Origin of the sequence: Spirochaeta isovalerica (genome assembly GCF_014207565.1) — a bacterium.
Lineage (GTDB): Bacteria > Spirochaetota > Spirochaetia > DSM-2461 > DSM-2461 > Spirochaeta_F > Spirochaeta_F isovalerica.
This window is the reverse complement of sequence record NZ_JACHGJ010000001.1, coordinates 978,768-999,689: the sequence shown is the minus strand read 5'-3', so window position 1 is coordinate 999,689 and position 20,922 is coordinate 978,768. Positions and strand designations below refer to the sequence as shown.

Here is a 20,922-nt window from a genome sequence, read left to right as displayed (position 1 = left end):
TATAGGGGCTGTTCTGCAGGAGATTCAGGCGTTGCCGGGTCTTATGTGGATCAGCTCTTTTTTTTCGTGTACAATGGTCCCGGGAGAGATGAACAGTGAATGATGAAATCAGCAGGCTTATCAGCATGGCCGGCGCCGACGGAGCTTTTTTTATTCTGGCTGTCCGGTCTTATCTGGAACATCATATGCGGCGCCATTTTCCGCAATTTGATGATAGCTGGACCATAACTTTCAGTACCAATCTGTACAATTACAAACGATATCTTATAGAAAAGAATCCCGGAAAACATCTGGTCGAACTCAGCTCTTTCAAAGGGCTGATGGATATGAGTTCTCTCGTGGAAGATATTTATCGCGACTTTGCCACGGTCAGTGCCGAGGAGGTGAGGGCCGTTACTTTTAATTTTCTGCAGTTCTGCCGCGTGGCCGGCATAGAAGACGAGTCTCTTTCCAGGCTGAAGAAGAATCTCTCCCAATGGGAAAACAGAAAAAGTATCAGTGAAGATCTGGCTGAGCTTGAACGGGTCAAGGAAGAGCTCTCGCGATTGAAACGGGAAAATGATCTCCTTCTGGAGCAGTATCGCGAACTGGAGGAGTTGAAAACCGTTAAGAAATACCTGGAATCGCGCCTGGAAAACCTGAGCCGGGAAGTGGAGGGTGAGAAAAAAGTCCGCGAGGAGCTGGCAGAGAAGCTGAAGGATGTCCGGGGGAAACTTCCCGCTTATGATCATGTCGATCGCTATCTGAAGAATCTTCTTCGTGTCAGCCTGTATTCCCGGACAAGAATGGATTACGAACGCAATATGACCTCGCTGACCGAGGAGCAGAAGGATGTACTGAAATCCATCAGCTTGAAAAATGATTTTCTCGTCAAAGGCGGAGCGGGAACAGGTAAAACCCTTGTTCTTCTGGAAGCTATGAAACAGGCCAACGACGGGGTTCTGGCTTTCGCTTCAAAAAAACTTCTGCTTCTCACTTATACCAACACGCTTGTGAAGTATGACCGCTACATCTCCGGAATCATGAATATGGGAGAAGGGGAGGCTGAAATATCAACAGCTGATCGATTCCTCAATAGAATCTTTGAGGAACAGTATCCCAATCTGGCCATTGATTACACGATTGTCAGCAGGTTATGCGGGAAAAGCGAACAGGATATATTCTCCGATGTGAAACATCTGGTTCTCGAATTGGAAGAATTCCTTTGGGGCTACGGAATTACCAGGGAGGAATATATAGACCGGATGATCCGGCGCAAGGGACTGAAAGAGCGTCTGTCGGCGGAACAGCGTGAGAAGATCTGGACCATAAAGGAAGATCTTGAGAAAAATATGCTGAAAGAGGGGAAAATCTCCCGCGCCTATTCCAGACTGCTTCTTCTCGAGAAGAAAGCAGACAGTGGATTCGACCATATCTTTGTCGACGAATCCCAGGATTTATATCCCGTGGAGCTCAGGCTTCTGAAGAACCTGTCCTCCTCATCGGTTATTCTGGCCGGGGATACGGATCAGTCTATCTATGGCATGGGAGCGCCTTACAGCCGGGCGGGAATTACAACTCCGGCCAGGACAAAAATCCTCAGAACCAACTTCCGGAACAGTCTTCCTATTCACAATCTGGCGGAGCGTTTCCGGAGCCTGGTAGATGAATCCTACGACGGCTCGATCTCTCCCCGGGCGTTCCGGGAAGGGCCGGTGCCGGAACTTTACCTCTCCGATGACACGGAAGAGTTGTACAATATGCTGGTCGATAAAGTCCGGATTTTCGTCAATACGATCGAGTACGACAGGGAAAACATTTCCATTCTGGCTCCCGGCGGCCGGTTTCTGGAAAAAATAGCTGCCAAGCTGAAAGAAGAAGGAATTGATTCGGTCAATATAAAAGATCCCGATTTTGATTTTCACAACAGGGGCAGCATAAGACTGTCCCCTCTCCATTCTAGCAAGGGGATTGATATGCCCGTCGTTATGCTTTTTATTCCCGTTCTTTTCTATAACCGGGAACTGGAGAGCGGAGAATCGGAAAAACTCCTTCGGAACCTTATATACGTATCCATGACAAGAGCCATGGAAAATCTCAATATATTTACAAAAAAGAGCACCGATGATCCTGTGATCTCCGATCTGATAGAGCTTATGGAAAACTGATCAGCCTCTCTCTGTGCGGTTCCGTCCGTTCTTTTTGGCTTCGTAAAGAGCGGTATCGCTTTTCTTTATCAGATCCTCAACGGTCTTCATTAACCCGTCTGTCGTAGCGACACCGAAGCTCAGGGTTATCCGGACCCCTTCTATTTCCTCGGCATGCTGCATAACGGCGCGGCGCAGTTTCTCCGCCGTACCGAATCCCTGATCCTCCTGCTGTTCCGGGAGGATGACGGCCATCTCTTCTCCACCGTACCGGCAGACCATATCGCTGGAGCGACAGTTCTCCTTCAGTATCGTGGCGACAGTTCGGAGAACGGAATCTCCCTTCTGATGTCCGTATTTATCATTGAAATTTTTGAAATGGTCTATATCGGCCATTATCAGTGTGAGAGGCCGATCGTATCGCCTGGCCCGGCGCCACTCTGTATCGAGCATCCGGTCAAAATAACGGCGGTTGTAAAGTCCGGTCAGATCATCGTTATAGGCCAGATCCATCAACCCTTTTTTTGCCTTTGAAAACTTCTCCTTGAAATCATTGAGCTGCTTCTTGAGATTGGGCTCGAGGGTTTTTTCGATGATCTGTTCGAGTTCCCTGTCCAGAAGGGCTGTATCGCCCGGTGTTAATGTCACATTTCCGCTGGCGGTTTTTTTCCGGATTTTAAATGTAAAGCTGATACGGCCGAATGTGATGCGGTCCATGCTGGACAGTGCGCATTCTTTAATTTCCCCCCCGTTGACGCGGGTTCCGTTTGTGCTTCCCAGATCTTTCAGTTCGAATGTCGATCCGCCCCAGACCAGCCGGGCGTGTTCACGGGAAACGGCTCCGTCGGTCAGGAGAATCGTGCAGGCGGGAGACCGCCCGATCAGGTACTCTTTTCCCGGCCGTAAGGGTATTTCCGGTGAATTGCTGTCCGGTTCCAGTGTGAAAAATAAGGGAGTTCCATTCATATGGCTTAATTATAGTTCATAGGTAACATCATTTCCGCATATTGTTTTGCACTCCTGTCTTATCGAATGGAAAGAATGGGTGCGCTATGGCGGAAAAGGATATAATATGGTTTCAGGAGAATTTATGAGCCAAAAAGTTGTAAGATATAACCAAACGAAAAATCTTCTCGAAGGAGAGGAGTTTACCAAAGTCTATTTTCATACGGATAAACTGATTTTCGCTGTGAGCACATTGCTGCCCGGCCAGAAAGCCTGTCTGGATAAGGGGCATCAGGGAGCCGATGAAACCTGTTATGTCATAGAGGGGCAGGTGGCAATCCATCTGACGGAGCTGGACGAAGTTCATGAACTCGCAAAGGGCGATTGCATACTCATACCTGAAGGGGAACCTCATTACACGGTTAATATCGGCGAGACAAAATCAGTTACCGCCTGGGCCTGTGCGCCGCATTTGTAATTAATTATCCTTGAGCGAATGAGAATTCCGGTATTATAATTGTCTATTCAACAGATTGAGGATTTATATGAAATCAAGAAAAGCGATATTCTTTTACATAGTAGTGTTAACGTTAACGCTTTCCCTCTTTACATCCTGCGCTCCCAAAAAAGAACCTGTTCCCCAGCAGGATATGGATGATTCGATCATACTGGGCTTTTCCCAGATCGGTGCGGAGAGCGCCTGGCGGACATTCAATTCTCATTCTGTTAAAAAGGCGGCGGAAGACGCGGGAATTCAGCTGCTTTTTGAAAATGCCGAGCAGAAACAGGCAAAGCAGATAAAGGCTATCCGCTCTTTTATTGTCTATCAGGTGGATGTTATCGCCTTCGTTCCCATCGTTGCAGACGGGTGGGACAATGTTCTGACCGAAGCGAAAGACGCGGGCATTCCCGTTCTGGTAACGGACAGAAAAATCAATACCTCTGATGAAACTCTCTATGCGGGATTTATCGGAACCGACAGCATCCGTGAGGGAAGGGAGGCGGCTCTCTTTCTCCAGAAGAAATTCTCATCCTCCGAACGCGACAAACCGGTGAGGATCGTCGAGATCTCCGGTACGGACGGAGCTTCCTGTGTCATAGGCCGGGCCGAAGGGTTCCGGGATATTATTGATGACAATCCCGATTTTGAAATCATTTACAGCAGCTCGGGGGATTTCCTCAAATCCAAAGGCTATGAGATTATGCTGGGAATTCTCGATGAGATAGATAATATCGATGTACTTTACTCCCACAATGACGGAATGACTCTCGGCGCCATCGAAGCCATGAAAGAGAGGGGGATCCGCCCCGGTAAGGATATCGTCATCGTTACAATCGATGCGGAACAGGCGGCTATCGATGCGCTGCGGAAGGGGGAGGTCAACTGCGTTATCGAGTGTAATCCCAGGACGGGCCCTGTCATTATGGATCTGGCACGGAAACTGGCGGAAGGCGAAACCATCCCCAGGCTTATGCACGTTCAGGAGGAAGTCTTTACCGAATGGGATGATCTGGACGCCATTGAACCGAGGGGTTACTGATATGAGCCGAATGGTCCGGACCGTGGAGGGGATGCTCCCTTTCCTCAGGTCCTACAGCATTAAAAACAAAATACGGACTTTTAACATCATCATCATCGGAATTATGTTCATACCTGTTGTATTCAGCATAACTTCATCGGTTTTGCAGACCATGAGATACGACAGAATTATTACTAATATGGAGATGGCCAACCAGCTCAATCAGATTATCATTAGCGACGTAACAGATGAGATCTGGGATATCTTTGCGGGAAACAAAAAATTCTCCGAAGGGAACCAGTATCAGATTATTTCTGATATCCATATGAGGCTCGATGGAATCATGGCTCAGACCAGTTCCGTTAAGAACCGGAGAATGCTCGAAGTGGCAGGACGGGCTGTCAGAACCATGACCGATTATGTCGATCGTCTGGGCGCCCAGATGAGACGGAATGAATCGGTTTTCGAAAATGAGAAGATCGTCGAGGAGATCCGCGGGGTCACAGCGCTGATTTCCGATATCCTTCAGGATTTTATCGTACTGGAAATCGAGTCCACGGCTCAGACCAACGAAACCATCAAACGTTCCACCTGGCTTCTGGCGGGGGTACAGAGCGCTATTTTCCTCCTGGTTGTCCTTTTTGCAGTTTTTGCCCAGAGATCTGTTTCTCTTAGTATAAACAAACCGATCGCGAGACTGGAGGAGATGTCCCGGCGAATCGCCGGTGGCGATCTGGATGTGAGCGTCAGTCTTCCCCAGGTGAAGGAACTGGACAGCCTGACGGAACACCTCAACACAATGGCTGTGCGGATCCGGGAGCTACTGGAGAAAAACATTCAGGAACAGAAAAATCACAGAAAATCGGAAATGAAAGCTCTTCAGGCGCAGATAACACCTCATTTTCTCTACAACACGCTCGATACGATTGTCTGGCTGGCAGAATCCCGGGAGTACGATCAGGTGATCGGCGTAACCAGAGCTTTTTCTTCTTTTTTCCGGACATCGCTCAGCAGAGGAAAAGACTGGATTCCCGTAGAGGAGGAATTCAAGCATGTGGAGAGTTATCTGACCATACAGAAAATACGCTATCGCGATATACTCGATTATACAGTCGAATACGATAAGACAATGGCTGAAAATGTCATGGTCAAGCTCCTTCTTCAGCCTCTGGTTGAAAATGCACTCTATCACGGCATCAAAAATAAACGGGGAAAGGGAACCCTGCGTGTCCGGGGCTGGATGGATGAGCAGGGCATGTGTTTTTCCGTTGAGGACAATGGAATCGGTATGTCCGAAGAGAGGCTTGAGGACATTCTCGGTCAGATCAACCAGATATCCGAGCCCGATTCTCATAATGATATTTACGGTCTCTACAATGTGAACAAACGTCTGGAGCTCTATTACAGCAGCGCTGCCAGATTGGAAATAGAAAGCCGGTTCCGCGAAGGAACCCGGGTATTCTTTTCCCTGCCGGTGGTGAACTCTTATGTATGATGTTTTTCTAGTTGATGATGAAATTGTCCTTCGCGAAGGGATCCGCAGCAATATTCACTGGGACGAAACTCCTTTCAACCTGGTCGGGGAGGCTCCGGACGGGGAGATGGCTCTGTCCATGATCAAGGAGTTGAAGCCCGATATTCTCATTACCGATATCAGGATGCCTTTTCTCGATGGCCTGGAACTGGCGCGGATCATCCGCAAGGAACAGCCCTGGGTGAAAATCATCATCCTCTCCGGACACGATGAGTTCCGCTATGCCAGGGAGGCCATATCCATAGGTGTCGAGGAATACCTGCTCAAGCCTTTTTCTTCAGCGGAGCTCCTCGAAATCCTTCATAAGGTGGCTGCATCGATAGAAGAGGAGAAAGAACAGATCGTCAGTCTGGAAAATCTGAGAAATCAGGTTCTCTCATCGAAGGAAATTTTCCGGGACCGATGGCTGCGGGAACTGGCGGCTGGTCTTGTTTCTCCGGCCGGTGCCATTGAAGAGGCGAGAGATCTCGGGATTGAATTGATTTCAGGAGCCTACGCGGTTGCTATCGTAAAAGTTAAGGCTCCCGAGGGGAGAAAAAAAGAGCTGCCTTCCGCCAGATTGTTTCTCAAGAGTCATCTTTCAAAAAGAGCGGATGTCATATTCTTTTCCGAGCGTCCGGGGCGCCATGTTTTAATTGTTAAGGAATCGAAAGAGGAATCGGTGGAAGAAACCGCCTATTCTCTCGCCCAGGGATTGAAATCCGAGGTTACCAAACAGACCGGCTGCCCTGTCAGCATCGGCATTGGCCGAGCTGTGAAAAGGATCGGGGAGATCCCCCTCTCCTATGAAGAAGCGGACAGGGTTTCCCGATTTATGGGGGAGCGGGGGCAACAGCTTATTCTCGGAGCCGGAGATATGGATTCATCCTCAGGGGAAATCAGTTTGCTTCCCCCTGAAAGCTGCCGTATAGCCGGAAGGCTCAAATATGCCGCGGCCGGCGAGATCGATGTGATCATGGAGGAGTATCTTTCGCTCTTCGGCGACAGCGAATCCTATTCTCCTTTTTTCAGCAACTATCTGCTGGGCGATATTATCATCGCCTCCACGGCGATAATCGGAGAACTGGGCGGAGATGTACATGAAGTTATTCCCTCTTTCCTTTTGCGGGAGAAGCTGAACAATATGATCAGTTCCCGTGAGAGCTTCATTCTCCATGTCCGGGATCTGATAGAAAAAGTCCTAGCTTTCCGCGATTCACAGGGTAAAGGCAAACATTATGAAATGATCAGAAAGGCCAATGAGTATATAGACAGCCATTTTGCCGATCCGGATATCTGTCTGCACTCGGTAGCGGAACATGTCAATGCCAGTCCGAACCACTTCAGCACGGTATATTCTCAGGAAACGGGACGGAGCTTTATCGAGTATCTCACATCGGTGCGGATCGGCAAAGCGAAGTATCTTCTGCGGAATACCGAATTGAGGAGTTCTGATATCGCCTACGAAGCGGGTTTCAATGATCCCCATTATTTCAGTTTTATCTTTAAAAAGAATGTGGGTCTGTCTCCCAGGGACTTCCGTTCTGAAAAAATCGTCCATTCTCTTAAATAAATGCAGCTTTACCCTCAATGAGTAACACTTGAAAAAATAAATAGTCTGATCTCTCAAATGGGCTGATGGGAGACATGATCGGGCCAAATCAGGATCTATTTCTGGATTATGGGAAAGAGAAGAGTGAAACGGGTGAAGCTTTCCCCATCCGACTCTACGAGGATATTGCCCTTATGTATCTCTTTTACGATACGATAGGAAATAAACATTCCCAGTCCCGTTCCCGCTCTTTTCGCCTTGGTGGTAAAGAACGGTGTAAACAATTTGCTTTGAATGTTTTCCGGTATCCCCGATCCGTTGTCTTCAAGAATCAGGAGTATGTTGTCTTTCTCTTTCCGGCAGGCAATACTGATTCGGGGCGACCTTCCTGTATCAAACATGGCTTCGGCACTGTTCTTCAGTAAATTCAGAATGACTTGAACAATCTGTTGAGGCTGGCAATAAAGACAGAGGTTATCATCACAGTAATTTTGATCAATCTCGATCTGTCTGAAATCGATGGCATGGGATCTGTTTAATTCATTTCGTGCCAGAACGAGGGTCTGCTCCAGCAAATCCCTGATTCTGTATTGAGAAAAAGTCGTATCTTCCTGTCGGGCAAAGTTCAGCATATTCCGGACAATTTCACTGATTCTGCGGCATGACTCTGTGATATAGGAGATATAGGCGGGAATCTTCAGCTCACGGCAGAGCTCTTCCATATCCTTCAGATCGATATTTAATGTCTCCGCAGCTTTATTTTTTCTGGGAGACTCGGAAAAAAGGCGGAGATTGAGCAAGTCGGCATTCTGCATAATACCCGATAGGGGATTGTTTATCTCATGGGCCATTCCTGCAGCCATTCCGCCGATTGTCAACATTTTTTCATTTTGAAGCAGCATCCCCTCATATCGCTTTTTCTCACTGATATTGTCTATGAGCAGCACCGCTCCCTTGTGCTTTTCCGAAATGAGAGGAAAGACTTTCATTTCGACGAATTGAAGTTCATCTTCAATGTAATAATAGAGATTGTCAAAAAGGGATATCTTTTCCGCTTTGATGGCTTCTTCAAGTGAATCATTTTTCAAATCGAATTTGAGAGGAAGGGAGTCAATAAGCATGCCTTCCAGTTTCTGTTCCTGATTGAAAACATCGCGGTCCAGAAAATCTAACACTTTTCTATTCCAGTAATGAATCCTCCCATCCCTGTCCACTCCTATGATCGCTGCTGATATGGAATTGATCATATTGATAAGATAATCTTTCAGCTCCCTGTTCTGCTGTTCTCTCTGAAGTACAGCCAGGCTCATTTCGTTCATGGCAAGAGCAATTCTCTTCAGTTCCAGAGAACGGCTTTCCTTGACCTGTAGCGAAAAGTCTCCCTGTGAAACGGCTTCGGCAACTCGTCTCATGTCGTTGAGCGGAGAGAGAAAACGGTTAAGCGCAAAAAACAGTATTGAAAGATAGATCCCCAGAAACAGCATTTGCAGAAATATCCATTTTCCCGTACTTTCAAGCAGCTCCTGATTAATTCTATCTTTGGAAATCAATAGCTGGATGACACCGAGAACGCGCCCGCTGTACTCTATATTCCTTACGAAACAGATCTCATCTTCCAATTGGTTGATGCCTGAAGAGCAGGTTGATAAATCTTCGCCGATGAATGACTCTTCGCTTGATGCAACGACTCTTCCATTCCTGTCGAAAATCACAATTCTCGCAATATCGGGAAGGTTTTTTTTCGTCTCGACCATTTCGTTCAGAGTCTGAAAGGTTTCGTAGAAGAGATAATCAACCGATTCGGAAGCTATATCTTCAATAATGTAATTACCAGTTTCCTCCAACCTTTTGAGAGCGAAGTTTTTATATTCCGATGAAAAGAAAAACACCGTTAATGAACTCATCGAAAGGACAAGAATAGCAATGAAGCTGAAAAGCTGCGTTCTTATCTTCACTATTTTTTTTCCTGATTTCCAACTGAATCGTAATTGATGGATTTCCGGTAAAACTCTACAAACTCATCATAATCGGAATCATCTACGGCCATGATTTTTTCGAGATTCAGATCGTCCAGTATTTCACGGAAGGTCTCCGATTCATGAGAAATCCCGTTCAGGGATCTCTGGATTGAATTCCTGAGAACCGGATCCATGTCAGTTTTAACTGTAAAGGGAAAATGGGGAATGGGGATGGAGCTGTGAATGATTTTCATATCATCCCTTATGCTCTCGAAAAGAGGCGAGCCGATAAGCGTATCTTCACTGAATACGCCTGCATCGTAGACCCCGTCGTGTACTCTGAAGGGAATGGCTTCCGGTTTCAGATTGAATTCGAGTAGACAATCCCTATTAATATCAATTCCCGCGTCTATGAGGTCATTTTTCAGAAAGAGATATCCCGCGAGAGAATAGGGGCCGATTGCTCCGATCTTCTTTCCCTTCAGCTGTTCAATGCTGTCTATCCCGCTGTCTTTTCGAACCATTACTATCCCTCTAAACGCAGGAGTTCCTCTGGCAACAGCGCATATGATCCCCTTTTCCCGAGCCTCCTGGTAGCAGGAGTTATTGGTCCAGGAAATATCGAAATAGCCGTTGAGAGTTTTATTGTTGAAGTCCGCTTTGTCAGGAGAGGAGAGAAGCTGAATAGAATAGCCCGTATCCTCTTCCAGTTTCTGAGCGATAGGAGCAAATAATCTAATCATGGTTTTGGCATTGTAAATGGGAAATAGACCCATTTTCAAAACGGTTTGACTGAAAAGTGTTGCAGCAAGAAACATCAGGCAAATGATAAGAATCTTTTTCATTATCTTGTCCTGTAATAAAATATAAGACACATGTTAAAAAAAAGCATGAGAAAATAGATTTGTATTTCGGAATAGCGCGATGCCGGGGCTTTATGAAATTAAGAAAGCGTAAAAAAAACCGGCCATTATGACCGGGTTGTGAGAAAATCTGTTAATTATTATCTGAGCAAATCCCAGACTTCCGGGTAATTCTCCTCTTTGGCATATTCCAGAGGAGTCAGACCGAAGGAGTTTCTCGCATCTTTGAGAGCACCTTTTTCAATCAGCAGCGAAATGACATCCCTGCCGGAGCGATTTTTGACCGCATAGTGCAGAGGAGTCATGCCGTCGTTGTTGACGGCATTGATATTGTCATCGGTCAGGAACCACTGCAGCGTATCGACACCCTGTGAAAGGGCAATCGACAGAGGAGATTCTCCTTTTCTGTTCAAAGCGAAAATATCGCTGTTTCTGCCGATGAGCATCTGAGAGATTTCTCTGTTTCCGGAAATGAGCGATACATGTAAAACTGTATTCCCCTTGTCATCCCTTCGTGAAAGAGAGGCTTTATTGTCAAGGAGCAGAGTCACGATATCGTAATATCCCGTAATGGCCGCATCGAAGATCGCTGTTTTACCGGAACTGTCAGCCGCATTGATATCGGCTCCCCGATCAAGAAAGAATTTAACGACCGATTCTCTGCCCATATTCACAGCTTCCAGCATAGCGGTTCTGCCAGCATTGTTCCTGGCGTCTATATCGGCGCCTTTGGAAATGAGAAGATTTCCCACATCAAGAGCATCCCAGAAAACGACTTCGTGAAGCGGCGTGTTGCCGGCCGCATCGGTGGCTTCCATATCGGCGCCGTTCTGAATGAGAATCTCGGCGCTTTCCATAGAACCGGAGCGGACGACTTCATGGAGCGGCGTCGATCCGTTCATATTTCTGATGTTCACCTGGGCTCCCAGCGCAATAAGAAGCTGAACCATTTCCGGCGTACTCCAGTTGACGGCATAGAACAGAGGCGTGTTCTTCATGGCATCTGTCACATTAATGTAAGCCGGTGTCAGAATCGCCCGGATAAACTCCGGTCCGTTTTTAAAGGAGAGAAGCAGAGGGGATTCTCCGGCATTATTCGTAATATAGAAAGATGAGCCGGAATCCAGCAGAGTTGACGTTATCTCTGTATCTCTCAGGATCACGGCTTCATGAAGCGGCGTATTGCCCTGCATGTTCCGTATATCGGGAATGGCTCCTATGGTAAGCAGCTGATTGATTATGGCGCTTTCCTTTCCGAGAAGCACCGCCATATGAAGAATCGTGTTACCGCTGTTGTCGCTCTTGTTTATATTCGAGGGAGTTATCAGCCATTCAATGACTTCCGGTCCCTTGTCCAGGGCCAGCTGAACAGGTGTTTTCTGATTGATGTTTACGGCGTAGATATCGGCACCTTTGGTAAGAAGGAGAGTCGCGATCTCTCTGTGTTCCTTATCGACGGCGAGCATGAGGGGTGTGTTACCCGTTTTGTTCCGGGAGTCGATAAAAGCCCCGTTATTGATGAGGATTTCCGCCATATCCTTTGATTCCTGAAGAGAAACTGTCAGGTGGAGCGGCGTGTTACCGAAGCTGTTTTTCGCATTGACATCGGCCCCCTCCCTGATGAGGAGCTCGGCGATCTCGCTGTTCTTTTCGACAGAGAGAGAAACATGGAGTGGTGTGTTCTCATTAAAATCCTCTGCATTGACATCGGCTCCCTTGTCCAGAAGAGCTTTGACGATGTTGATATAGCCGCTTCTGACCGCCTCGTGCAGCGGCGTGTTGCCCGGTTTGTCTCTGGCGTCAAGTGCGGCATCATTGTTCAGAAAATATTTGACAAAGCCTTCATGTCCCAGTTCCGCCGCTTTGTGAAGAGGTGTCTTCCCGTATTCATCCCGAACATTGAAGTCTCCCAGCTGAAAAACCGTATAAAGATAGTTGAAATCGGTTTTGGAACTCTTAAGCGAGCCGGCCGTAATCAGAGCAGCGGAGATTTCAGCGTATGTTAAATCTATTTTGTCCTCCAGAGAGAGATCCAGAGGCAGCATACCCTCGCTGTTTCTCAAATTGACATCGGCACCTTTTCCGATCAGAAAATCCACCAGGCTTTTCATCCCCTCCGATGCGGCTCTGTGTATCAGTCCGTTTCCAGCGGGGCCGAGGAGGTTGATATTGTCTTCACGAACAAGCTGCTCGATAGCGGAAATCCCCTTGACCATGGCATGGTCCACAGGAGTGCTTCCCTTATTATCCTGAATATAAATATCCGCGCCTTTGTCTACAAGGACTCCGGCAGCGCTGTACTGAACGTTTTCCAGTGCCAGAGAAAGAGGAGACTTTCCATCTTTATCCTGAGCGTTGATGGAGGCGCCGTATAAAAGAAGGCGGTCGATCATCTGCACATTGCCTTTCATGGCTGCTATATGCAGGGCTGTCCTGCCCATGGAATCTTTCTCATCCACATCGAGGTCCATATTGAACATATCGGACAGTTCTCTGTTGTTGTTTTCAGCTATCAGGCTGTGGAGAAGGGGTTCTTCCGGTCCCGTGTCCTCGACGACCTGCGGCTCTTCGGGAACCGGTTCCGGTTCGGAAGCACAGGAGCTCAAAGCGAGAACTAAAATAACCGGTGCCAGAAGCAGTTTGAAATATTTCATCTTCCAATCCTTCAAAAAATTTACTGTAGTTCACAATAATTTTCGGCTATATATTAAAATCGTTGATAAAAAAAGACCGCCGAAGCAGTCTTTTTACCCAAATGCCGGGAATTAGTCGATATGATGGATCTCTTCCTTGATTCTCTTGAAACCGGGTTTCAGCACATCGTAAATAATTCTCACACGCTCATCGTAATGGGCAAATGCCGATTTCATAGCGTTAATAGTGAGTTTTTCAAAATCGCTTATATCCAGATGATAGTGTTCTGCCGCAATAATATGCTCATTGGTAATCGTTGTATTGCTCATTAGCGGATTATCCGAGCAGAGGAGGACGCGGAAATTGTTTCTGTAGAAAATGATAAAGGGATGTTCATCTATCGATTCAGCTGCGCCGGTCTGAACGTTTGAAGAGAGGCACACTTCCAGAGGAATCCTTCTGTCCCGGATAAAGTGGGAGAGAGTCCCCATTCTTTCAATGTGAGTTCCCTTTATGGACATATCCTCGAGAAGTCTCGTCCCGTGGCCGATTCTGTGAGCTCCGCATACCTGAATGCTCTGCCAGATCGATTCGACACCGAATGCCTCTCCGGCATGAATTGTAATATTGAAGTTCCGGTTCTGGATGTAGTGAAAAGCTTCCAGGTGTTTTTTCGGCGGATGGCCGTGCTCATCTCCGGCGATATCAAAACCGACAACTCCTTTTGTTCGGAAGGATACGGCAAGCTCCGCTATTTCCAGAGAGTTCTGACGGTCTCTCATGGCACAGAGTATCAAACCGAATGAAACGCCGGTCTTTTCCTTACCCTCCTTTAATCCGGTTAAAACGGCTTCGACAACCGATTCCAGGTTCAGTCCGCCTTCGACACACAGTTCCGGGGCGAATCGGATTTCCGCGTAGGCCACATTGTGCTCCGCCAGGTCTTCCAGGTTTTCCCTGGCTATTCTGGTCAGCGCTTCTTCTGTCTGCATGACCTGGAGAACAACTCCGAAACCTTCCAGATAAAGGGCCAGGTTTTTTCTGTCCGCTCCTCTGTGAAACCAGTCGGCCAGTTTTTCCGGTTCGTTTTCCGGAAGGTCTATATTGTTTTTTTCAGCAAGCTCGATGATTGTCGACGGTCTTACAGCGCCGTCGAGATGGTGGTGCAATTCCACCTTTGGCAGTCTTTTGATTATTTCCTTTGTTATCATACTGGATATGATATAGTCTTTTTTCCTTCAAGGCAAATTTTAGCCATTGAAAAAAACAGGTTAAGACCTGATAATGACCGTTACCTTTTACTTATTCCGGAGAATTAACATTGGCTGAGATTAATCAGAATCGGGACACAGACAACTTCCTGAAAAGCCTGGGGTTCCCCTCTGTGTCCGTACACCATTCCTTCAATCATTTTGACTTTACAAGACCGGGGAGAAGAATCCTCGTTATAGGGCCAATGGGCTCGGGAAAAACGGAATACAGTGCCAGGGTCTGGAGGGATTCCCGCGTCGTTCTGAAGAAATCCGATTCCCTCTCCGAACTGACGACCACCGACGGCGCGGACAGAAGGAATGTCTTTTTTGTCCGATCGATTCTGGATCAGCAGAGGTTCAGCGAGTATCCCGTCGATGCGCTGGGGTACCGCGGCGGATATGAGCGGTGCGGTTCCAATATCGCCTTTATAAAAAACTCATTCGATCTGGAACAGCTTATAGAAGATCATCCCCATGTGGGAACATGGATTATTGATGAAGCCTCTTTTTACGATGAACGGCTGGCTTATGTTATCAAGTACGCATCGGAAAGAAAAGGACTGATCTTTATTTATCCGACACTGGTCCTGAACTTCCGGAAAGAGATTTTCAACCCCACAGCGGCTCTGCTTCTCGAAACGGCGAGCGATGTTTTTCCCCTGACCGCCTATTGCGATCATTCTGACTGCATCCGCGACTCCTTTTACACCTATCGATATTACACAGTCGGAGGCGTGGAATGTCCCGCTCTTTATTTTGATCCCCTCATTATAATTGGAGGAGATGTGGAAAAGCGCGACTCGGGAGAGCCCGATTACTGCACCCGCTGTGACGAGCACCACTACCTTCCCGGAAAAGAATACACCTTCTTCACATTGAAACCACTTGGTGAAATGGCCGCTTCCGGCGATTCCGGGCCTCTTATCTCCGAATTGGATAAGTTGAAAAACCATATCGAAAAATCGGAATTGTACAAGAATATTTCCGAACCGGTATCAGGGACATTTGATATGCGGTCCATGAATCTGAATGCTCTGAAAGTGCCGTATATTGCTGAAAAGGCCCTCATTTACCTCTATGCGGAGCACAATCTTTTAACCGAAGAGCTCTTTCGGACCATAACGGAAACTTTGGATCTTGACAGAAAATACCTAATGGTAAGATTATCAGACAATAGAAGGTATCTTGATCTGGAAAAATAATATTATTTGTCGATTTAATGCCTTCTAACCTATATTTATGAAAGAGGAAGGTAAATATGTCAGATAAAGCAAAAAGAGCAACTGTTCTGGTTATTGATAGTTTCGGTATCGGCGAACTTCCCGACGCCGGAGATTTCGGTGATACAGGAGCGAATACCGCTCTCCATATATGTGAAAACGTACCGGGTTCCAAATGGCCCGTACTTAGAAAAATGGGGCTGGGCAACGGCTCGGAACTTCTTGGAAACACACTTCCGGGATGCGAACCAGTTGACAAACCCCTTGCCTCCTGGGGAGTGATGAAGGAAGTCTCTCCGGGTAAGGACACGACTACAGGACACTGGGAGCTTGCCGGGCTTCAGCTGGAGAAATCCTTTACGGTGTTTCCGTCGGCTTTCCCATCATTTCCCGAGAAGCTTGTAAACGATTTTATCGAACAGACCGGATGCAAAGGCGTTCTGGGAAATAAAGCTGCTTCGGGAACGGAAATCATAGCCGAACTGGGTGAAGAGCACCTGAAAACAGGCTATCCCATTATTTACACTTCAGGGGATTCTGTGTTTCAGATTGCCGCTCATAATGATATCTATAAGATTGATAAGCTCTATGAAATGTGCGAAATCGCCAGAAAGCTCTGTGATCAATATTATGTGGGACGTGTTATTGCCAGACCTTTCGATGGTAAACCCGGTGAGTTCTTCAGAACCAAAGAGCGGCATGATTACAGCATTGCCCTTCCGGGTGATACCATTCTCGATCATCTTCAGAAAAACGGTGTGGAGACGGTAGCCGTGGGAAAAATCGGCTCGATCTTTGACGAGCAGGGGATCGATGTGAGCTATCATGACGCGGGAAACCCCGCCTGTCTGGCCAGAACGGAAGAGATATTTTCTTCCAGACCGGAGAAGGATCAGTTCGTCTTTGTCAATCTCGTGGATACGGATATGGTATACGGACACAGACGGGATCCCCAAGGATATTGCGATGCCGTCTCCGCCATTGACCAGAGGCTGGAAGGACTTATGGACAAGATGGGCGACGAAGATCTTCTCATCATTACAGCCGATCACGGCTGCGATCCTACATATAAAGGTACGGACCATACGAGAGAACATATTCCCCTGCTGATCTATGGTAAAAACAGGAAGGTCAGGAATCTCGGAATCCGTGAGACTTTTGCCGATACGGCCCAGACTCTGGCGGCATTTTTCGGTGCTCCGGTAGTTGAAAACGGGTCGGATATGCTGGTTTGAAAGGGGAAAGACAGGTTGTTGAGGGTAACGCTATTGTCTGATCGTCTGACAATCTGTTTTTTTGCTTGACAACCCCAATCACTAGGTCTACATTTAAAGTTGTCAAATTAGAAAAAGGAATTAGGAGCTAAAATGAAAAAAGTAATTGTTGCTTTACTCGCCATGATGCTTGTTGCCAATTTTGCTTTCGCAAATGGCCAGCAGGGTGACTCCGGTGCTGCTGCACCTGCCCTCAAAGTCGGTATGGTTACTGACTCAGGAACTATCGATGACAAATCCTTCAACCAGGGAACATGGGAAGGTATTCTGGAAGCTGAAAAAGATTTCGGCGTTACAACTAAATACCTCAAGCCCGTAGGTGAAACAGAAGCTGATTATCTCAAAGAGATAGGTAACCTCTACGACGCCGGGTTCACTACAATCGTAACTCCCGGATTCAAGTTCGAAGCGGCTATCTTCGCGGCTCAGGACAAATGGCCTGAAGCTAACTTCGTAATCCTCGACGGAACTCCCCACAGCGCGGACTACAGCGAGTTCAGAGCTGAGAAAAACGTTGTTTCCATCTTCTTCTCTGAGCATGAGTCAGGTTTCCTCGCCGGATACGCTGCCGCTCTTCAGATCAAAGAAGGTGAAATGGGATTCATTGGCGGAATGGAAATTCCCGCTGTTCAGAAATTCAACTGGGGATTCCAGCAGGGTGTTGCATACGCCAATAAAAACAACGGAACAAACATCAAACTCAACGCTGAAAACATCATCTACCAGGGAACATTTACAGATGTTGCCGCCGGTCAGCAGCTTGCTGCCCAGATGTATGACAAAGGTGTTGACGCTATCTTCGCTGCCGCCGGCGGTGTTGGTGTAGGTGTTATCAACGAAGCTAAATCCAGAGTAAAAACCGGAGAGAAAGTCTGGGTTATCGGTGTAGACGTTAACCAGTACCCCGATGGTGTTTACGAAGGTAATAAATCTGTCGTTATCACTTCCGCAATGAAAAGAATCGACGTAGCAGCATACGATATGGTAAAAGCTGTTCTCGACGGAACTTTCCCCGGTGGAGAAACTCTGATTTTCGATGCAAAAAACAATGGTGTCGGTATCCCTGCAGAGAACCCCAACCTCGATGCTTCTGTTGAAGCTGAAGTTGCTAAAGTATTTGCTAAGCTTCAGGACGGTTCAGTCGTTGTCGCTGCAGAACAGGGCAATCTGATTAAATAATTTAATCGATACAGATGTATGAAAGGGGTGGTTACACCCCTTTTTTTTCGCCAGTTACCGGGCGTGTTTATTTCGGTTTCACTGTTGCTGAAATGTTTTGACCATACTTTTTTTGTCAGTGAATCATCGGTAATCAGGTTTGAAACGGAATCAAGGACTCGCTCGATTTAAAAAACCGGAAAGTATAGAGATTGAAACTGATCATTACGGTATGAAAGTGAAACAGATTAATATGTTTTGCTATCCGTTCGGTTTTGTTTCATATTTAAAAAAGAGTAATACAATTTTAAAAAAAGGAGGTTGATCGTGGAATATGTTGTAGAGATGAATAATATCCGGAAAGAATTCCCCGGAATTGTCGCCAATGACGATATTTCAATCAATCTTAAGAAAGGGGAAATCCACGCGCTTCTGGGAGAAAACGGAGCCGGGAAATCAACTCTGATGAGTATCCTTTTCGGTCTGTACAAACCCGACAGAGGGCAGATCAGGATTAACGGTAAAGAAGTTACAATCAATAACCCGAATATGGCCAATGAACTGGGCATCGGTATGGTTCACCAGCACTTTAAACTCGTTCACAACTTTACTGTTACGGAAAATATCATTCTCGGACTTGAACCGAGACAGGGCCTGACTCTCAATCTGAAAGCCGCTTCCAAAAGAATCAAGGAACTTTCAGAAAAATACAAACTCGATGTCAACCCCGACGCACTGATTGAAGATGTTTCAGTCGGTATGCAGCAGAGAGTCGAAATTCTTAAAATGCTTTACCGCAATGCCGATGTGCTTATATTTGATGAGCCTACAGCGGTACTCACACCCCAGGAAATCCTGGAGTTAATGAAGATAATGAAAAACCTTACGGAAGAGGGCAAGTCCATTCTTCTTATCACTCATAAGCTCAAAGAGATAAAAGCTGCAGCAGATCGCTGTACGGTTATCCGGAGAGGTAAGGTGATCGGAACAGTAGAAGTAGCCGATACGAACGAAGCCAAAATGGCTGAAATGATGGTCGGTCGTGTCGTGTCTTTTACTGTCGATAAAAAAGATCAGGAACCGGGAGAACTCGTTCTTGATATCGATAAGCTCTCGGTAATGGGAAATCACGGCGTTATGGGACTGAAAGATTTCTCTCTTCAAGTCAGAGCCGGAGAAATCGTCGGACTGGCCGGAGTAGATGGAAACGGACAGACAGAACTTGTCGAAGCCCTGACCGGCCTCAAAAAGATTGAATCTGGAAGCGTCAAGCTGGATAATGTGGATATTACTTCCAGTTCCATCAAAGAAAGAATCGAATCGGGAATGGCGCACATTCCCGAAGACAGGCATAAGCACGGTCTGGTTCTCGATTATTCTCTGGAAGAGAATATGGTTCTGGAGATTTACAACAAGGTTCCGTACTCGAAAAACGGTTTCCTCAATTTTGATGCGATCCGAAAACACGCCGACAAGATTATCAAGGATTTCGATGTCAGATCCGGCGAAGGGGCAGTATCAATAACAAGATCGATGTCGGGAGGAAACCAGCAGAAGGCAATCGTCGGCAGGGAAGTGGACCACAATCCCAATCTCCTCATAGCCGTTCAGCCCACCAGAGGTCTCGATGTTGGTTCAATCGAATATATTCATAAAAGACTCGTGGAACAGAGAGACAGCGGAAAAGCAGTTCTCCTCGTTTCCCTCGAACTCGATGAGATCCTTGACCTTTCAGACCGCATAGCCATTATCAACCACGGAGAACTGGTCGGAATGGTTAAGGCTTCGGAAACAAATGAAAATGAAGTCGGTCTTATGATGGCCGGTATCGGAAAAGGAGAGAATCCTTGAAATTACATATAAACAAACAAGTACTGATCGGATTAATTTCCGTATTGCTCGGACTTATTGCCGGCGCCATACTTATGGCTTTTACCGGTAATAATCCATTTATGGGATTTACATATCTGTTCCGCGGCGGACTGATGAATGTGGGTAGGATAGGCGATACTCTGTCTACTGCCACCACATTGATTTTAACAGGTCTTTCTGTAGCCTTTGCTTTCAGAACCGGGCTTTTTAATATCGGTGCTTCCGGTCAAATGCTTTTCGGAGGTCTCTGCGCCACAGCTGTGGGGCTGTCTCTTGACGCTCCCAGAGCGGTTGTGCTTCTTGTCGCTATTGCGGCGGCATTTGTCGGTGGCGGTCTCTGGGCCCTGGTTCCTGGTCTGCTGAAAGCCCGTTTCAATGTTCACGAGGTCGTTTCCACCATTATGATGAACTGGATCGCCTACTGGACGATCTACTACACCATCCCCTCTTTCTTTAAAGGGGCATACGATACCGAGTCGAGAGCAATCTCCAAAGCAGCCTCCTTAAGAGCGCCCTGGCTGACAGAACTTTTTAACGATTCGTCGATAAATCTGGGGCTGTTCCTGGCTCTTCTGGCAGTCGTGCTGATAGCTGTCATTCTGAACCGTACGGTTCTCGGTTTCGAGCTGAAAGCGGCTGGTTATAACCGTTTCTCAGCCGAATACGCCGGGATGAAAGTTAACCGGAATATCGTGCTCTCCATGGTTATCTCCGGCGCACTAGCCGGTCTGGCCGGGGCGACATTCTATATCGGTTATGCCAACACCATGAAAATCGGGGTTCTTCCCTCTTACGGTTTCGACGGAATCGCCGTTGCTCTTCTCGGAGCGAACTCTCCTTATGGTGTTCTGGTCAGCGCCATCTTCTTCGGCATACTGCACTCCGGTAAGGGATTTATGAATGCCATGACCTCCATACCGCCGGAAATCGGCGATACAATTATTGCGACAATCATCTATTTTGCCGCAACCAGCGTTCTGATTGAAAAGGCAATCGACTCAATCAGGAAGAAGTTTAAAAAGGAGGGCAATTAA

The 20,922-nt window shown here is 47.0% G+C and carries 15 protein-coding genes; 10 read left to right on the top strand and 5 right to left on the bottom strand.

Annotated features, from left to right (window positions below; translation table 11 throughout):
• Window positions 1-95 precede the first annotated feature (95 nt).
• Window positions 96-2,147: a UvrD-helicase domain-containing protein gene (locus HNR50_RS04355; protein ID WP_184744202.1), complete on the top strand. Its 2,052-nt coding sequence runs from the start codon at window positions 96-98 to the stop codon at window positions 2,145-2,147.
• On the opposite strand, the gene HNR50_RS04350 is transcribed toward HNR50_RS04355, so the two are convergent.
• Complete coding sequence (locus HNR50_RS04350; RefSeq protein WP_184744200.1) at window positions 2,148-3,092, bottom strand: GGDEF domain-containing protein; 945 nt, start codon at window positions 3,090-3,092, stop codon at window positions 2,148-2,150. It lies immediately after the preceding gene.
• A 124-nt stretch (window positions 3,093-3,216) separates the two neighbouring features.
• Here HNR50_RS04350 and HNR50_RS04345 point away from each other — a divergent pair, with 124 nt between their 5' ends.
• From HNR50_RS04345 to HNR50_RS04330, 4 genes are all read left to right on the top strand, one after another.
• Window positions 3,217-3,549: a cupin domain-containing protein gene (locus tag HNR50_RS04345; protein WP_184744198.1), complete on the top strand. Its 333-nt coding sequence runs from the start codon at window positions 3,217-3,219 to the stop codon at window positions 3,547-3,549.
• Between the two features lie 103 nt (window positions 3,550-3,652).
• A complete protein-coding gene (locus HNR50_RS04340; RefSeq protein ID WP_343060089.1) occupies window positions 3,653-4,612 on the top strand; it encodes an ABC transporter substrate-binding protein in 960 nt (319 codons plus the stop codon).
• A gap of 1 nt (window position 4,613) precedes the next feature.
• Window positions 4,614-6,086, top strand: coding sequence for a sensor histidine kinase (locus HNR50_RS04335; protein ID WP_184744194.1), 1,473 nt, complete (start codon window positions 4,614-4,616; stop codon window positions 6,084-6,086).
• Window positions 6,079-7,677 carry a response regulator gene (locus HNR50_RS04330; protein WP_184744192.1) on the top strand — a complete coding sequence of 533 codons (1,599 nt, stop codon included), beginning with the start codon at window positions 6,079-6,081 and terminating at the stop codon, window positions 7,675-7,677. The genes HNR50_RS04335 and HNR50_RS04330 overlap by 8 nt, the downstream gene beginning before the upstream one ends.
• A gap of 95 nt (window positions 7,678-7,772) precedes the next feature.
• Here HNR50_RS04330 and HNR50_RS04325 read toward each other — a convergent pair whose 3' ends face one another.
• The 4 genes from HNR50_RS04325 to HNR50_RS04310 all read right to left on the bottom strand — a co-directional run bounded on the left by HNR50_RS04325 (window position 7,773) and on the right by HNR50_RS04310 (window position 14,322).
• Window positions 7,773-9,611 (bottom strand): ATP-binding protein, encoded by a 1,839-nt coding sequence (locus HNR50_RS04325; protein ID WP_184744190.1) that lies wholly within the window; start codon window positions 9,609-9,611, stop codon window positions 7,773-7,775.
• Window positions 9,611-10,459, bottom strand: a complete 849-nt coding sequence (locus tag HNR50_RS04320; protein WP_184744188.1) for a phosphate/phosphite/phosphonate ABC transporter substrate-binding protein — start codon at window positions 10,457-10,459, stop codon at window positions 9,611-9,613. Before HNR50_RS04320 ends, HNR50_RS04325 begins: the two co-directional genes overlap by 1 nt.
• A gap of 158 nt (window positions 10,460-10,617) precedes the next feature.
• Window positions 10,618-13,131, bottom strand: coding sequence for an ankyrin repeat domain-containing protein (locus HNR50_RS04315; protein WP_184744186.1), 2,514 nt, complete (start codon window positions 13,129-13,131; stop codon window positions 10,618-10,620).
• 111 nt (window positions 13,132-13,242) lie between these two features.
• Window positions 13,243-14,322 (bottom strand): adenosine deaminase, encoded by a 1,080-nt coding sequence (locus tag HNR50_RS04310; RefSeq protein WP_184744184.1) that lies wholly within the window; start codon window positions 14,320-14,322, stop codon window positions 13,243-13,245.
• 110 nt (window positions 14,323-14,432) lie between these two features.
• Between HNR50_RS04310 and HNR50_RS04305 the strand changes: the two genes are divergently transcribed.
• The 5 genes from HNR50_RS04305 (at window position 14,433) to HNR50_RS04285 (ending at window position 20,922) form a co-directional block, all read left to right on the top strand.
• A complete protein-coding gene (locus HNR50_RS04305; RefSeq protein WP_184744182.1) occupies window positions 14,433-15,566 on the top strand; it encodes a thymidine kinase in 1,134 nt (377 codons plus the stop codon).
• A gap of 56 nt (window positions 15,567-15,622) precedes the next feature.
• Window positions 15,623-16,819, top strand: a complete 1,197-nt coding sequence (locus HNR50_RS04300) for a phosphopentomutase (RefSeq protein WP_184744180.1) — start codon at window positions 15,623-15,625, stop codon at window positions 16,817-16,819.
• 132 nt (window positions 16,820-16,951) lie between these two features.
• Complete coding sequence (locus HNR50_RS04295; RefSeq protein ID WP_184744178.1) at window positions 16,952-18,037, top strand: BMP family lipoprotein; 1,086 nt, start codon at window positions 16,952-16,954, stop codon at window positions 18,035-18,037.
• Between the two features lie 324 nt (window positions 18,038-18,361).
• Entirely contained in the window at window positions 18,362-19,867 is a 1,506-nt protein-coding gene (locus tag HNR50_RS04290) for an ABC transporter ATP-binding protein (RefSeq protein WP_221439799.1), read from the top strand.
• On the top strand, window positions 19,864-20,922 hold the full coding sequence (locus HNR50_RS04285; RefSeq protein ID WP_246433763.1) for an ABC transporter permease: 1,059 nt from the start codon (window positions 19,864-19,866) through the stop codon (window positions 20,920-20,922). The genes HNR50_RS04290 and HNR50_RS04285 overlap by 4 nt, the downstream gene beginning before the upstream one ends.

Coding starts and splice junctions, on each gene's coding strand:
- HNR50_RS04350 (WP_184744200.1), bottom strand. CDS start 3,092: ATGAATGGAACTCCCTTATTTTTCACACTGGAACCGGACAGCAATTCA.
- HNR50_RS04345 (WP_184744198.1), top strand. CDS start 3,217: ATGAGCCAAAAAGTTGTAAGATATAACCAAACGAAAAATCTTCTCGAA.
- HNR50_RS04335 (WP_184744194.1), top strand. CDS start 4,614: ATGAGCCGAATGGTCCGGACCGTGGAGGGGATGCTCCCTTTCCTCAGG.
- HNR50_RS04330 (WP_184744192.1), top strand. CDS start 6,079: ATGTATGATGTTTTTCTAGTTGATGATGAAATTGTCCTTCGCGAAGGG.
- HNR50_RS04320 (WP_184744188.1), bottom strand. CDS start 10,459: ATGAAAAAGATTCTTATCATTTGCCTGATGTTTCTTGCTGCAACACTT.
- HNR50_RS04315 (WP_184744186.1), bottom strand. CDS start 13,131: ATGAAATATTTCAAACTGCTTCTGGCACCGGTTATTTTAGTTCTCGCT.
- HNR50_RS04310 (WP_184744184.1), bottom strand. CDS start 14,322: ATGATAACAAAGGAAATAATCAAAAGACTGCCAAAGGTGGAATTGCAC.
- HNR50_RS04300 (WP_184744180.1), top strand. CDS start 15,623: ATGTCAGATAAAGCAAAAAGAGCAACTGTTCTGGTTATTGATAGTTTC.
- HNR50_RS04295 (WP_184744178.1), top strand. CDS start 16,952: ATGAAAAAAGTAATTGTTGCTTTACTCGCCATGATGCTTGTTGCCAAT.
- HNR50_RS04290 (WP_221439799.1), top strand. CDS start 18,362: ATGAATAATATCCGGAAAGAATTCCCCGGAATTGTCGCCAATGACGAT.